Genomic DNA, 13896 nt, shown 5'->3' with positions numbered 1-13896 from the left:
CAGATTCCGGCGAACGTGTGAGGAGCCCGGTGTCCAGCGACGTCGTTCCTCCGGCGGAGGGCACGGTGCAACCGTCCCAGAGTTCGGGCGATGGTTCGCCCCCTGATCCCGACACCACCCAGCCACTCGCTCCCGCGGATGAGCCGGGCAGCGGTTTCGGGCTGGCCAGCGCACCCACCGGCCGCCGGGTTCGGGCCCGGCTCGCCCGGTTCAACGCGCCCTGGCAGAGCACGCAGGTCAGCGAGGTTCTCGAGCCGCTGATCGCGACCCACCGCGCCAGCCATCCGAAAGCCGACGGCCGGGCGCTGCAGAAGGCGTTCGACGTCGCGGCCCGCTGGCACTCCGGGCAGTACCGCAAGTCCGGTGACCCCTACATCACGCACCCGCTCGCGGTGGCGACGATCCTGGCGAACCTGGGCATGGACACCACGACGCTGGTGGCCGCGCTGCTGCACGACACGATCGAGGACACCGACTACTCCCTGGAGAGCATGCGCAACGACTTCGGCGCCGAGGTGGCGCTGCTGGTCGACGGCGTGACGAAACTCGACCGGGTCAAGCTGGGTGACGCGGCGAAGGCCGAGACGATCCGCAAGATGGTCGTGGCGATGGCCAAGGACCCGCGGGTCCTGGTGATCAAGCTGGCCGACCGGCTGCACAACATGCGCACCCTGACCTTCCTGCCCCGCGCCAAGCAGGAGCAGAAGGCCAAGGAGACGCTGGAGATCCTGGCCCCGCTGGCCCACCGCCTCGGTATGAACACGATCAAGTGGGAGCTGGAGGATCTCGCCTTCGGCACGCTGTTCCCGAAGCGGTTCGAGGAGATCAACCGCCTGATCGGTGAGCACCAGCCGCAGCGTGAGGCGCTGTTGCGGCAGGTCACCAACCGGGTCAGCCTGGATCTGAAATCGGCGAAGATCAAGGCCGAGACGACCGGCCGGCCGAAGCACCTCTACTCGATCTATCAGAAGATGATCGTGCGGGGCCGCGACTTCAACGACATCTACGACCTGGTCGGCGTCCGCATCCTGGTCGACACGGTCCGGGACTGCTATGCCGCGCTGGGTGTCATCCACGCGAACTGGCAGCCGGTGCCGGGCCGGTTCAAGGACTACATCGCGATGCCGAAGTTCAACATGTACCAGTCGTTGCACACGACGGTCATCGGCCCGACCGGTAAGCCGGTCGAGATGCAGATCCGCACGTTCGCGATGCACCGGACCGCCGAGTTCGGCATCGCCGCGCACTGGAAATACAAAGAGCAGAAGGGCGCGACGATCGTCGGCCCGCCGGCGCACATCGACGAGATGACCTGGCTGCGGCAGCTGCTGGACTGGCAGCGGGAGGCGAGCGACCCGTCCGAGTTCCTGGACGCGCTGCGCTTCGACCTCTCCAGCCAGGAGGTCTACGTCTTCACGCCGAAGGGCGACGTGATCCCGCTGCCGACCGGCTCGACCCCGGTGGACTTCGCGTACGCGGTGCACACCGAGGTCGGTCACAAGTGCATCGGCGCCCGGGTGAACGGCAAGCTGGTGCCGCTGGAGTCCCCGCTGTCGAACGGCGACGTGATCGAGATCTTCACGTCCAAGTCGGCGACGGCCGGTCCCACCCAGGACTGGCTCGGCTTCGTGAAGAGCCCGCGCGCCCGGACGAAGATCCGGCAGTACTTCAACAAGGAGCGCCGCGAGGAGGCGATCGAGGACGGCAAGGAGGCGATCGTCAAGGCGATGCGCAAGCAGGGTCTGCCCCTGCAGCGCATGCTGACCCACGAGAACCTCATGACGATCGCCCGCGACCTGCACCTGCCGGACGTGGCGTCGCTCTACGCGGCGGTCGGCGAGAGCGCCGTCTCGGCCCAGTCGGTGGTGCAGAAACTGGTCGCCGGTTTCGGCGGCGAGGAGGGCGCGGTCGAGGACATCGCCGAGACCGCCGTCGCGACCCGCCCGCCGCGCAACCGCAGCGCCGCCCAGGACCCGGGCGTGGTGGTGAAGGACGTCTCGGACGTCTGGGTGAAACTGGCCCGCTGCTGCACGCCGGTTCCCGGTGACTCGGTGTTCGGGTTCGTCACCCGGTCCGGCGGGGTCAGCGTGCACCGCGATGACTGCGCCAACGCCGAGGACCTGCGCGACCAGCCCGAGCGGGTGGTCGAGGTCAGCTGGAAACCGACGTCGGCGTCCACGTTCCTGGTGGCGATCCAGGTGGAGGCCCTCGACCGGCACAAGCTGCTGGCCGACGTGACCCGGGTGCTGTCCGAGGAGCGGGTGAACATCCTGTCCGCGACGGTCACCACCACCCGTGACCGGGTGGCGGTCAGCCGGTTCACGTTCGAGATGGCCGATCCGAAACACCTGGGTCACCTGGTCGCCGCGGTGCGCAAGGTGGACGGTGTCTTCGACGCCTACCGGGTGACCTCGGGAGCCTGAGCCGCCCGGTGGAACAGACCACAAGAAGAAGCCCCGGCCCGCGTGACGCGGACCGGGGCTTCGTCGTTCAACAGGTCAGGCCGCGGCCATCGTCAGGGACTTGATGGTGACCTCGGTCTTGGGGTGACCGTCGCTCTGGCCGTTGGCGTTGTCGCTGCCGGCCTTGCCGACCTTCTCCACCAGGTCGATCCCCGAAGTGATCTTGCCGAGCACGGTGTACTGCGCCGGCAGGGACGTCGCGGGGATGTCCTCGTAGACGATGAAGAACTGGCTACCGGTGGTGGCCTCCTGCTGGGTACGCGCCATGGCGATCGTCCCCTTCGGGTAGGTCACCTGCGCCTCGGTCGGCAGGTTCTCCTCCGGGTACATGAAGTTCGGGCCGCCGGTGCCGTCGGTCTCGCGATAGCCGTCGCCGCTGGCGAACGGGTCACCGCACTGGAGGACCTTGATGCCCTCGCTGACGAGACGGTGGCACTTGGTGTTGTCCCAGAACTTCTTGGCAGCCAGGTACTCGAACGCGGCCGCGGTGCACGGGGCCTTCGTCTTGTCCACCGTCGCGCTGATGACGCCGAGGTTGGTGTCCAGCTTCAGGGTGTCGGTGCCGGTCGCCGGGACGTTGCCGGCCGGGGTGCCGCCGGTGTCCTTGACCTTGCCGCCGGTCGCCTCGTCGGAGGGGATCCAGGTGCAGTTCGCGGTGCCGGCCGGGGCGGGCGGCAGACTGGGCTCGGTCGCGGCGCTGGCACTCGGGTCGGCCGCGGCCGCCTCGGTGCTCTTGTTGTCGTCGTTCCTCGTCGCCTGCACGACGAAGAACGCGATGCCGGCGATCACCACGACCGCGAGCGCCGAGCCGACGATCGCCTGCCGCTGCCGGCGCTTACGAGCGGCCGCCGAACGCTCGGCCATCTCCTTCTCGAGCCGGGCCCGCGCCGCCGCGCGCTGCCGGTCCTTGATCGACGACACGGTCTCCTCCATGTTGCTCTCTGCCTTCGCACTCACGACTGGACGCTCGCTGCGGGTGCGGCACCGGCCGAGGCCGTGGGTGCCGTACCGGCGGTGTCCGTGCCTACGGTCAGGGTCTTGACGGTGATCTTGTCCTTGGGCTTGACCTTCTCGCCCGCATCGTTCTCGACCGTCGGGATCTTCGCGATCGCGGCCAGCGTGTCCAGGCCGCCGGTGACCTTGCCCAGGATCGAGTACTGCGGGTCGGCCGACGTGAAGTCCTTGTGGAAGATCAGGAACTGGCTGCCGTTGACGCCCTTGGGGTTGCCGAACAGGGCGACCGTCCCCTTGGGATAGGTCACCTCGGTAGCGGTGGCGGCGGCGCTCGCGCTCGGGTCCGGCGCCGGGGCGCCGGCCGGGTCGTTCTCGCTGTAGTAGCTGTAGGTCGGGCCGCCGAGACCGGTGCCGGTCGGGTCGCCGCAGTGCAGGGCGCCCTCGGCGGTCAGCTCGTGGCACTCGGTGTTGTCGAAGAACTGCCGGCCGGACAGGTAGGAGAAGCTGGCCGCGGCGCAGGTCGAGGCCGCCACGTCGATGCTGACGACGATCGGCGCACCCTTGTCGGTGGTGATCGTCATCGTCTCGGTGCCGGTCTCGGGAATGTCCTTGGTGGGCGGTTCACCGACGTTCTTCAGCGACGGGTTGCCCTCGGTGCTCAACGGCGTCCACAGGCAGGTGTCGGAGGCCGAGGTGTCGGTCTCCGGGTCGCCGTCGAAGGCGCCGCCGATCCAGGCGCCGCCACCCGCGATCAGCAGGACGGCCAGGGAGGCCCCGACTCCGGCTGTGATCCGGCGGTTGCGGTGCTCCCGTTCGGCGCGGCGGGCTTGTTGCCTGTCGTATTTCGCCCGCGCGAGCTTGCGCTGCCGGTCCCTGCTGGAAGCCACCGAACGCCTGTCCTTCCCTGTGCCTCAGGATGAGGCCCGTCGCCCCGCTGGGAGGCCCTGTATGTCAAGGGGTGCGGCACGCCACACGCCCGCAAGAGTGTACGGGTACCTCCTGAGAAAGTGGCGTGCGCCCGCCCGGCTAGGCTCGTTACGATTTGCGCCCGCTCCAGAGAGGTTCGCCACCGTGCTCGTCACCGGCTTTCCGGCCGACGCCTTCGGCACCAATTGCTATGTGGTCGCTGTGGGCGAGGGGGAACAGTGCCTGATCGTCGACCCCGGCATCGGCGTGCTGGACCGGCTTGAGGAGACCCTGGTCAAGCACCGTCTGCACCCGGCCGCGGTGCTGCTGACGCACGGTCATCTGGATCACACGTTCTCGGTGGCGCCGGTCTGTGGCGCCCGGGGCATCACCGCCTACGTGCACCCGGCCGACCGGGAGATGCTCGCCGATCCGTCGAAGGGCCTGAGCGCCGATCTGACGTCACTGTTCGGCGGCCGGCTGCAATACACCGAGCCCGATGACGTGGCCGAGCTGACCGACGGTGCGACGCTGAGCCTGGCGGGTCTCGAGGTCACCGTCGACCACGCACCGGGCCATACCGGCGGGTCGGTGCTGTTCCGCCTGCCCGGGGCGGCCTCGTCCTGGGACGCGGAGGAGATCTGCCTCTCCGGCGACGTGCTGTTCGCCGGGTCGATCGGCCGCACCGACCTGCCGGGTGGCAGCACCCCGACGATGATGACCAGCCTGCGGGACAAGATCCTGCCGCTGGCCGACGACACCGTCGTGCTGCCCGGCCATGGCCCGTCCACCACCATCGGCCGTGAGCGCGCGTCGAACCCGTACCTGCGGGATCTGACCGCCGCGCCCGGCCGCGGCCTCTGAGTCTTTACTTTTCGCGCTAGGAGCAACAGTGCCCATTTCCGGCTTCCCCGAGTGGCTTCCGCCGCAGCGCATCATCGAGCAGCAGGTGCTCGACCGGATCAGATCCACTTTCGAGCTGTACGGCTACGCATCGCTCGAGACCCGGGCCGTCGAGCCGCTGGACACCCTGCTCAGCAAGGGTGAGACCTCGAAGGAGGTCTACCTGCTGCACCGTCTGCAGGAGGACGACGACTCCAAACGCGACGACCAGCTGGGCCTGCACTTCGACCTGACCGTCCCGTTCGCACGGTTCGTCACGGAGAACCACGGCAAGCTGCAGTTCCCGTTCAAGCGCTACCAGATCCAGAAGGTGTGGCGGGGGGAGCGCCCGCAGGAGGGCCGCTACCGCGAGTTCCTCCAGGCCGACATCGACGTGGTCAGCCGGGACACCCTGCCGTTCCACTTCGACGCCGAGATGCCGCTGGTGATCGGGGACATCCTCCGGTCGCTGCCGATCCCGGAGGCGACGATCCTGGTCAACAACCGCAAGGTGTGCGAGGGCTTCTACCGCGGTCTGGGTCTGGCGGACACCGCGCAGGTGCTGCGGACCGTCGACAAGCTCGACAAGATCGGCCCGGAGAAGGTGGCCGCCCTGCTGGTGGAGACGGCCGGGGCCACCGATGCCCAGGCCGCCGCTTGTCTGGCGCTGGCGGAGATCTCGGCGACCGACGGGTCGTTCGCCGACCGGGTCCGGGCGCTCGGTGTCACCGACCCGCTGCTGGACGAGGGTCTGGACGAGTTGGTGCGGGTGGTCGACGCGGCGAACGCGCACGCCCCGGGACTGGTCCGGGCCGAGCTGAAGATCGCCCGTGGTCTCGACTACTACACCGGCACGGTGTACGAGACGCAGCTCAAGGGCTACGAGCAGTACGGGTCGATCACCTCCGGCGGCCGGTACGACACGCTCGCCTCGGTCGGCAACACCAGGTTCCCCGGGGTGGGCATCTCGATCGGGGTGTCCCGGCTGCTCGGCCTGTTGTTCGGCAAGGGCGCGCTGGCGGTGTCCCGGTCGGTGCCGACGTGTGTGGTGGTGGCCCTGCCCAGCGAGGACCAGCGGCCCGCGTGCGACCGGATCGCCGGGAAGCTGCGCGCCCGGGGCATCCCGACCGAGGTGGCGCCGTCGGCGGCGAAGTTCGGCAAGCAGATCCAGTTCGCCGACCGCCGGGGCATCCCGTTCGTCTGGTTCCCGGGGGAGACCGGCACGGTCAAGGACATCCGGTCCGGCGAGCAGGTCGAGGCCGACCCGGAGACCTGGCAGCCGCCGGCAGTTGATCTTCACCCGTCGGTGTCCGCGAGCTGATCCTGCGGAGGGCTGGTCCAGCGGTTACCGTGAGTGGATGCCGCTGGACCAGACCGCGCTGCTGATCGAGCTGGAGCCCGTCGTGGCGACGAACCTCGACCGGCATCTGTCGCTCGCCAAGGAGTGGTTCCCACACGAGTTCGTGCCGTGGAGCGAGGGCCGTACGTTCGACGGGATCCTCGGTGGTGAGGCGTGGCGCCCGGACGACTCGAAGCTGCCCGAGATCGCGAAGACCGCGCTGATCGTCAATCTGCTCACCGAGGACAACCTGCCCTCGTACCACCACGAGATCGCCTCCCTCTTCGGGCGGGACGGCGCGTGGGGCACCTGGGTGCACCGGTGGACCGCGGAGGAGGGCCGGCACGGCATCGCGATCCGCGATTACCTGACGGTGACCCGCGGTGTCGACCCGGTCGAGCTGGAGCGGGCCCGGATGGACCACATGCAGTCCGGGTACGTGAACGTCAACGGCCACGAGATGCTGCACTCGATCGCTTACGTCGCGCTGCAGGAGCTGGCGACCCGGATCTCGCACCGCAACACCGGCAAGGCCACCGGCGACCCGATCGCCGAGCAGATGCTGGCCCGGGTCGCGGCCGACGAGAACCTGCACATGATGTTCTACCGCAACATCCTGACCGCGGCCTTCGAGTTGGCGCCGAACCAGGCGATGCGGGCGGTGGCGAACGTGACTGCCGACTTCCAGATGCCCGGCGCGAACATCGAGGGGTTCGGCCGCAAGGCGGTGCTGATCGCGCTGGCCGGGATCTACGACCTGCGCCAGCACCGCGACGAGGTGCTGCAGCCGGTGCTGCGGCAGTGGAACGTCTGGGATCGCACCGATCTGAGCGGTGACGGCGAGAAGGCCCGCGAGGAACTGGCCGCGCACATGGCCGAGCTGGAGACGCAGGCGTCCCGGTTCGAGGAGCGGCGGGCCGCCCGGGCGAAGCGTCAGAAACCGGAATAAGACCGAAACATCCGTTTAATCTCAGCAGTGTGGAGGGCGGGAACCGGCTTCTGATCATGGGTGGGGCGGCCGGAACCGCCCTGCTCGGCCGGTTCGTGGAACTCGCCGGAGCGGCCGCCGCCCGGATCGTGGTCATCGCCACCGCCAGCCAGGCCCCGGCCACCGCCGAGCAGGTCTACCTGCAGCGGTTCTCCGACCTCGGCGCCGGCACCGTGCGCGCCCTGCGCCTGTCCTGCCGGACCGACGCGAACGCCCCGGCCGCCGAGGCGGTGCTGCGCGAGGCCACCGGCGTCTTCTTCACCGGCGGCGACCAGGAGCGGATCACCGGGATCCTGGGCGGCACCGTCGTCGACGCCCTGCTGCACGACCTGGTCGCCGAGGGGCGGGTGGTGCTCGGTGGAACCAGCGCCGGCGCGGCGATGATGGCCGGCACCATGATCACCGGTGGGGACAGCCCGGGCGTGACCGCGGACAGCGTGCGCACCGGCCCGGGGCTGGAGTTCCTGCCGGGTCTGCTGATCGACCAGCACTTCGCCGAGCGGGGCCGGCTCAACCGGCTGCTCAGCGCGGTCGCCCGCTACCCGCACGAGCTGGGCGTGGGCATCGACGAGGACACCGCCATCCTGACCGGAGGCGACAGTTTCGAGGTTCTCGGCAGCGGGGCGGTGACGGTGGTCGACGCCGGCGCCGCCACCGACATCCGGGTTCCGCAGGCCGGGCCGATCGCGCTCGCCGGAGCCCGTATCCACGTGCTGCCCGCGGGCAGCACCTTCCACCTAACGGGCCGCCGACCCGTCACCGGCCCGTCGTCGGCAGAACGGGAACGAGCCACATGAAGATCGAGAGCCTCCGCCGGCTGCGTGGTCCCAACGTCTACCTCTCCCGGCCCGCGACCGTCGCCCGGCTGCACCTCGGCGACCTGACCGGGGTGGAGACCACCGACGTCACCGGATTCACCGAGCGCCTGCTGCGGGCGCTGCCCGGACTGGCCGAGCACCACTGCGCGGCCGGCACCCCCGGCGGGTTCGTCAGCCGGCTGCGCGGCGGCACCTACTTCGGCCACGTCGCCGAACACGTCGGCATCGAGCTGTCCCAGCTGATCGGGCGGGACGTCACGTTCGGCCGGACCGTCGGCACCGGGGTGGACGGCGTCTACGACGTGATCACCGAGTGCCCGGTCGACGAGTCACCCGAGTCACCGGTTCCCGGTGCGCTGCTGGCCGCCGCGATCGACCTGGTGGTCCGGGTGGCCGCCGGCGCCGGCCCGTCCACCGCTCAGCTGGCCGGGCCGCTCGCCGGACTGGCCGCGCTCGCCGAGCGGGAGGCCACCGGCCCCAGCACCCGGTCGATCATCGAGGCGGCCCGCCGTCGCGGCATCCCGGTGGAACGTTTCGACGACCTCAGCCTGGTCCGGCTCGGCTGGGGCCACCGCCGCCGGATGGCCTGGGCCGCGATGACCGACCGGACCAGCGCGCTGGGCGTGGACATCGCCGGCGACAAACACGTCACCCGGCGGCTGCTCGACGAGGCGGGCATCCCGGTCGCCCCCGGCGGCGCGGCCGGCACCGGTGACGAGGCGGTCCGGATCCTGGAACTGCTCGGCGGCCCGGTCGTGGTGAAACCCCGCAACGGGCGGCACGGGCGGGCGGTCGCCCTGCACCTGACCACCGCGGACCAGGTCCGGGCGGCGTTCGCCGCGGTCGGCGGGGAGGCGGTCGTCGAACGGCAGCTGGACGGCCGGGACTACCGGGTGCTGGTGGTGGCCGGCGAGGTGGTGGCGGCGGCCGAACGGGTGGCCGCGCACGTGGTCGGCGACGGGCAGGCGACGATCACCGAGCTGGTCGAGCGGGTGAACGCCGATCCGCGCCGGGGCGCCGGGCACTCCCGGGTGCTGACCAGGATCGTGGTGGACGACGCGGTCCGCCGGGTGCTCGCGCGCGACGGCCGTACTCCCGAATCGGTCCTGGCCCGCGGTGAGGTGGCCGGCCTCCGGGACACCGCCAATCTCTCCACCGGCGGGACCGGCCGGGACGTGACCGACCAGGTCCACCCGGACGTCACCCGGATCTGCCGGCGGGTGGCCGCGCTGCTCGGCCTGGACATCGCCGGCATCGACCTGCGCCTGCCGGACGTGGGTGCCCCGGTCCCGCCGGCCGGCGCCGCCACCGGCGCCGGGGTGATCGAGGTCAACGCGGTGCCGGGGCTGCGGATGCACCTGGCCCCGGTGGAGGGCCGGTCCCGGGACGTGGGCGACGCGATCGTGCGGGCGATGTTCCCCGGCGGCTCGGACGGGCGGATCCCGGCGGTCGCGATCACCGGCACCAACGGCAAGACCACCGTCACCCGGCTGATCGCCCACCTGCTCAGCGGCAGCGGCCTGCGGACCGGCACCGCCACCAGCGACGGTGTCACCATCGACGGCCGGGTCGTGCAGATCGCCGACGCCACCGGCCCGCGCTCGGCGCAGATGGTCCTCGGCGATCCGCAGGTCGAGGTGGCGGTGCTGGAGACGGCCCGCGGCGGCCTGCTGCGGCGCGGCCTCGGCTACGACTGGACCGACGTCGGCGTGATCACCAACATCACCGCCGACCACCTGGGCCAGGACGGGCTCACCTCGGTCGAGGACCTGGCGCACGTCAAGGCGGTGGTGGCCGAACGGGTCCGGGACGGCGGGACGCTGGTGCTGAACGCCGACGACCCGTGGGTACGCAGCCTCGCCGACCGTCCCCGGGTCCGCGCCGACCGCAAACGGCTGATCTGGTTCTCGCTGGACCCGCAGAACCCGGTGCTGGCCGAGCACCTGTCCCGGGGCGGCGCCGCCTACCTGCTGCACGACGGCTGGCTGGTGCAGGCGACCGGCGCCCGGCGCACCCCGCTGATGCGGCTGGCCGACGTGCCCGGGGCGTACGGCGGCGCGGCCCTGCACGTGGCCGCGAACACCCTGGCCGCGATCGCCGCCGCCCGTGCGCTGGGGGCCCGGCCGGAGAACCTGGCCGACCGGCTCGGCGAGTTCGATCCGGCCGCGGACAATCCGGGCCGGGGCACCCTGTTCCGGCTCGGCGACGTGTCGCTGTACGTGGACTACGCGCACAATCCGGCGGCCCTGGCGACCACCCTGCGGACCCTGCACCGGCTGTGGGGACCGGAGCGGTGCGTGGCCGCGGTGACGCTGCCCGGCGACCGCCGCGACGACCTGCTGGCCGCGTCGGCGCAGGTGCTGGCGGACGGGCTGACCCGGGTGGTGCTCTACGAGGACGAGGAGTCCCGGGGCCGGGCGCCGGGTGAGGTGGCCGCTCTGGTCGAGCGGGAGATGCGGGCCCGCCGCCCGCGGCTGACCGCGGTGTCCGCGGACGGGTTCCGGGCCGCGGTGACCGGCGCGCTGGATCTGGCCGCGCCCGGCGAGGTGGTGCTGGTGATCTACGAGTCGTGGGGCCCGCTGCGGTCCTTCCTGGCCGGACTGGGAGCGGTGCCGGCCGGTGGGATGCCGGTGCCGGCCGGATCCGCCCCGTTGCCGCCCGCGGCCCCGCAGGTGTCCCGCCAGTTGACCGGCATTCCCATCTATTGACAGATCTTGGACACATCTTGATCTCGCTGGGTAGCGGATTGTTGACCGATCGTGAACGGGTCCACCGTGGACTCACTCGAACGGTACCGAGTGCAAGTTCCGACGAAGCGGGCATACGGTCGGGTTGTGGTGGCCCAGCGTGTCCCACTGATTGCGGAAAGCTGCCAAGTGCGCGCAACGGACAGTAATTAGCCCCAGGTGGATCGGTATGTGACGGGTCGAACTGCTGACCGATAGGGACTAACATCCACGCCGTCGATGGGGGATGCTCGGAGTCCGACGGTGGGCCCGAGCCCACCCGACACCGGGGAGCATGGCGGTGCGACCCGGTGTTTTCTCGAAGCGCGCATGTGGGGGCACATGAGCACGGCGGACCAGCCCGGTTCCGGATTGCTCGCCGGTCGGTACCGACTGGTCGAGCGGCTCGGCGCCGGCGGGATGTCAGTGGTTTGGCGAGGGTTCGACGAAGTGCTCGGACGGCAGGTCGCGGTAAAGGTCCTGCCGCCGTCCACCAGCGCCGACCCCTCGTTCCGGCGCAGGCTGCGTTCGGAGGCGCAGGCCGCGGCGCGGCTGACCCATCCGAACATCACCAATGTGTACGACTACGGCGAGGCCACCACGGTCGACGGCGAGCCCGTGCCGTACGTCGTGATGGAACTGGTCGACGGCGAGTCCCTGGCGGCCGTCCTGGCCCGGGTGCGGACCCTGCCGTGGCCGACCGCGGTGCGGATCAGCGCCGAGGTCGCGGCCGCACTGGCCTCCGCGCACGCGCGCGGCATCGTGCACCGGGACGTCACCCCGGCCAACGTGATGCTGACCCCGGCCGGTGTCAAGGTCGTCGACTTCGGCATCTCGGCCCTGATCGGGGAGAACGACACCGACCCGGACGGCAGCCTGATGGGCACGCCCGCCTACCTGGCGCCGGAGCGGCTGGAGGGTGGCCAGGTCAGCCCGGCCACCGATGTCTACGCGGTCGGCCTGCTGATCTACCGGATGCTGATCGGCCAGCTCCCGTGGGACGTCGGCACCACCACCGCCCTGCTCCGCGCCCACCAGTACACCGAGCCCGAGCCCCTGCCGCCGGTGGAGGGCCTGCCGCACTCGGTGGACTCGCTGATCGCCCGCTGTCTGGAGAAGCACCCGGACGACCGCCCCTCCACCGCCGAGGTGGCCGGGGCGCTGTCCGGCATCTCGGCCGGGGCCCCGCTGGTCACCTCGGGTTTCGACGCGGACTGGGAGGACGGCGAGGACACCTTCATCCTCCCGTCCGGGTACCCGTACTCCGGGTTCGGCCCGGCCGCGGCGGCCGCCGGTGACGTGCCGACCGACCCGGAGGTGCAGGAGCGGCTCGACCCGCCCGCGCCCGCCGTGCCGGCACCGCAGCAGCCCGTCCTGCGCCCGGGCGCCGGTGGACCGCCGCCGGTGCCGTCCGGCGAGCGGGCGCCGAGCCGCACCCACGTCAAGGTCCGCCGGATGGTGGTGATGGCCGGGACGGTCGCCGTGCTGAGCGGCCTGACCTACGGCTGGACGGCGATCGGGCAGCAGCACTCACCGGCCAAATCGGCGGCCGGTTCCACCCCGCAGCCGACGACGACCACGGTGCCCGCCACCGGCAAGTGCGTGATCAGCTACGCGGTCTGGGCGGATGCCGGCGGCAAGTTCAAGGCCCAGGTGACGCTGGCCAACCGGGACTCGGTGCCGATGGACTCGTGGAACCTGTGGTTCCTGCTCAACGGTGACCAGGTGCTCTCCGGCAAGGGCAAGGTCGCCCTCAGCCAGGACGGCCCGGCCGTCCAGGTCACCTCGAAGGCCACGATCGACCCGCAGCGCACCACCACGCTGCAGATCACCGGGCGTTACACCGAGAGCAACGCGGCTCCGATGGTCTTCAAGCTCAACGACCAGACCTGCGAGACGTACGTGTCGGAGAAGCCCGGCGACCCGTCCCGCCCGGTCGAGATCCTCCAGGACGGTCAGGTCCGCCTGGGTGACCCGACCACCTCGCCGGGCATCACCATCGGGCCCAGCGGCACCGTGATCATCGATCCGTCGCAGAGCCCGGGCAAGAGCCTGTCGCCGTCGCCGCGGCCGGATTCCAGCGGCAGCGTCTCGCCCTCGTCCTCGCCGTCGAAACCCGGTGGCGAGACCAGCCCGTCGACCACGCCGCCGCCGCCGATCCCGCCGTCGTCGTCGCCCCCGACCTCGGAGAACCCGGGGGTCAGCGACGGGGAGTCGACCAGCAGCCCACCGGTGACGCAGCCGCCGCTGGACTGCGAGGAGGAGCTGGGAGACGTCTGCTGAATAGGCGGCAGGCCGGAAAATGACGGGTCGAACGCCCCGTTCCGGAGTTACGGTGAACGCAGACCGACAGGCGCTTCCGCACTGATTTCGGGTGCCCGATTCGTGGCACTTCGGCACGGCGTGGCTGCCGGCCTGCGCGACACCCGAGTGGATGATGGGCCGAGAGAGCCCGGGCATCCCACCGGGCGCCAGCCGAGTTCCAGCAGGTCGTCGACATCGGGGAGTTCGACAAAAATGATCAGCACAGTGAAGGATCTGGCCGCCGAGGCGCTGTTCGTCTCGTACCTCCAGCCGTCCGAGTGCCCGACTCTGGCCGCGGTGGAGGAGGCGATCACGGTGACGATCCTGCGGTACGGCAGCGATGGCTGTGCCGCCGGAGTCGCCGTCGAGTTCGGTGACCACCCGGACGCGGCGGTGCAACGCATGACCTGGGTGCACGGGGAGCTGGCCGACGTGCTGGCGCCGCGCACACCGGTGTTGTACTGACATCCCTCTCCCGAACCCGGCCGTGATCGCGGCCGGGTTCTTCGGCGTTCAA

General features: G+C 70.9%; 10 protein-coding genes. 8 read left to right on the top strand and 2 right to left on the bottom strand.

Going from position 1 to position 13896, the window contains the following annotated elements; translation table 11 throughout:
* Nucleotides 1-29: 29 nt before the first annotated feature.
* Nucleotides 30-2423 (top strand): RelA/SpoT family protein, encoded by a 2394-nt coding sequence (locus Aco03nite_RS08700; protein ID WP_203794255.1) that lies wholly within the window; start codon nucleotides 30-32, stop codon nucleotides 2421-2423.
* 75 nt (nucleotides 2424-2498) lie between these two features.
* Here Aco03nite_RS08700 and Aco03nite_RS08695 read toward each other — a convergent pair whose 3' ends face one another.
* Together Aco03nite_RS08695 and Aco03nite_RS08690 are read right to left on the bottom strand one after the other, a co-directional pair.
* The gene (locus tag Aco03nite_RS08695) at nucleotides 2499-3395 is read right to left on the bottom strand and encodes a peptidylprolyl isomerase (protein WP_203794324.1); all 897 of its coding nucleotides are present in this window, start codon (nucleotides 3393-3395) and stop codon (nucleotides 2499-2501) included.
* Between the two features lie 20 nt (nucleotides 3396-3415).
* A complete protein-coding gene (locus Aco03nite_RS08690) occupies nucleotides 3416-4303 on the bottom strand; it encodes a peptidylprolyl isomerase (RefSeq protein WP_203794254.1) in 888 nt (295 codons plus the stop codon).
* A gap of 184 nt (nucleotides 4304-4487) precedes the next feature.
* Between Aco03nite_RS08690 and Aco03nite_RS08685 the strand changes: the two genes are divergently transcribed.
* The 7 genes from Aco03nite_RS08685 (at nucleotide 4488) to Aco03nite_RS08655 (ending at nucleotide 13844) form a co-directional block, all read left to right on the top strand.
* The gene (locus Aco03nite_RS08685) at nucleotides 4488-5186 is read left to right on the top strand and encodes an MBL fold metallo-hydrolase (protein ID WP_203794253.1); all 699 of its coding nucleotides are present in this window, start codon (nucleotides 4488-4490) and stop codon (nucleotides 5184-5186) included.
* 28 nt (nucleotides 5187-5214) lie between these two features.
* Nucleotides 5215-6525, top strand: coding sequence for a histidine--tRNA ligase (gene hisS / locus Aco03nite_RS08680; RefSeq protein WP_203794252.1), 1311 nt, complete (start codon nucleotides 5215-5217; stop codon nucleotides 6523-6525).
* Between the two features lie 37 nt (nucleotides 6526-6562).
* Nucleotides 6563-7492: an acyl-ACP desaturase gene (locus Aco03nite_RS08675; protein WP_203794251.1), complete on the top strand. Its 930-nt coding sequence runs from the start codon at nucleotides 6563-6565 to the stop codon at nucleotides 7490-7492.
* Nucleotides 7493-7521: 29 nt separating this feature from the next.
* Nucleotides 7522-8328, top strand: a complete 807-nt coding sequence (locus Aco03nite_RS08670; RefSeq protein ID WP_239144999.1) for a cyanophycinase — start codon at nucleotides 7522-7524, stop codon at nucleotides 8326-8328.
* Nucleotides 8325-11057 carry a cyanophycin synthetase gene (gene cphA, locus Aco03nite_RS08665; protein WP_203794250.1) on the top strand — a complete coding sequence of 911 codons (2733 nt, stop codon included), beginning with the start codon at nucleotides 8325-8327 and terminating at the stop codon, nucleotides 11055-11057. The genes Aco03nite_RS08670 and cphA overlap by 4 nt, the downstream gene beginning before the upstream one ends.
* A 360-nt stretch (nucleotides 11058-11417) precedes the next feature.
* Entirely contained in the window at nucleotides 11418-13358 is a 1941-nt protein-coding gene (locus tag Aco03nite_RS08660; RefSeq protein ID WP_203794249.1) for a serine/threonine-protein kinase, read from the top strand.
* 234 nt (nucleotides 13359-13592) lie between these two features.
* Nucleotides 13593-13844, top strand: a complete 252-nt coding sequence (locus Aco03nite_RS08655; protein ID WP_203794248.1) for a hypothetical protein — start codon at nucleotides 13593-13595, stop codon at nucleotides 13842-13844.
* Nucleotides 13845-13896 lie beyond the last annotated feature (52 nt).

The sequence above is a fragment of the Actinoplanes couchii genome (assembly GCF_016862075.1).
In the GTDB taxonomy this organism is placed as follows: domain Bacteria; phylum Actinomycetota; class Actinomycetes; order Mycobacteriales; family Micromonosporaceae; genus Actinoplanes; species Actinoplanes couchii.
The sequence above is the reverse complement of the archived record's forward strand: the minus strand, read 5'-3'. Positions and strand labels throughout refer to the sequence as shown.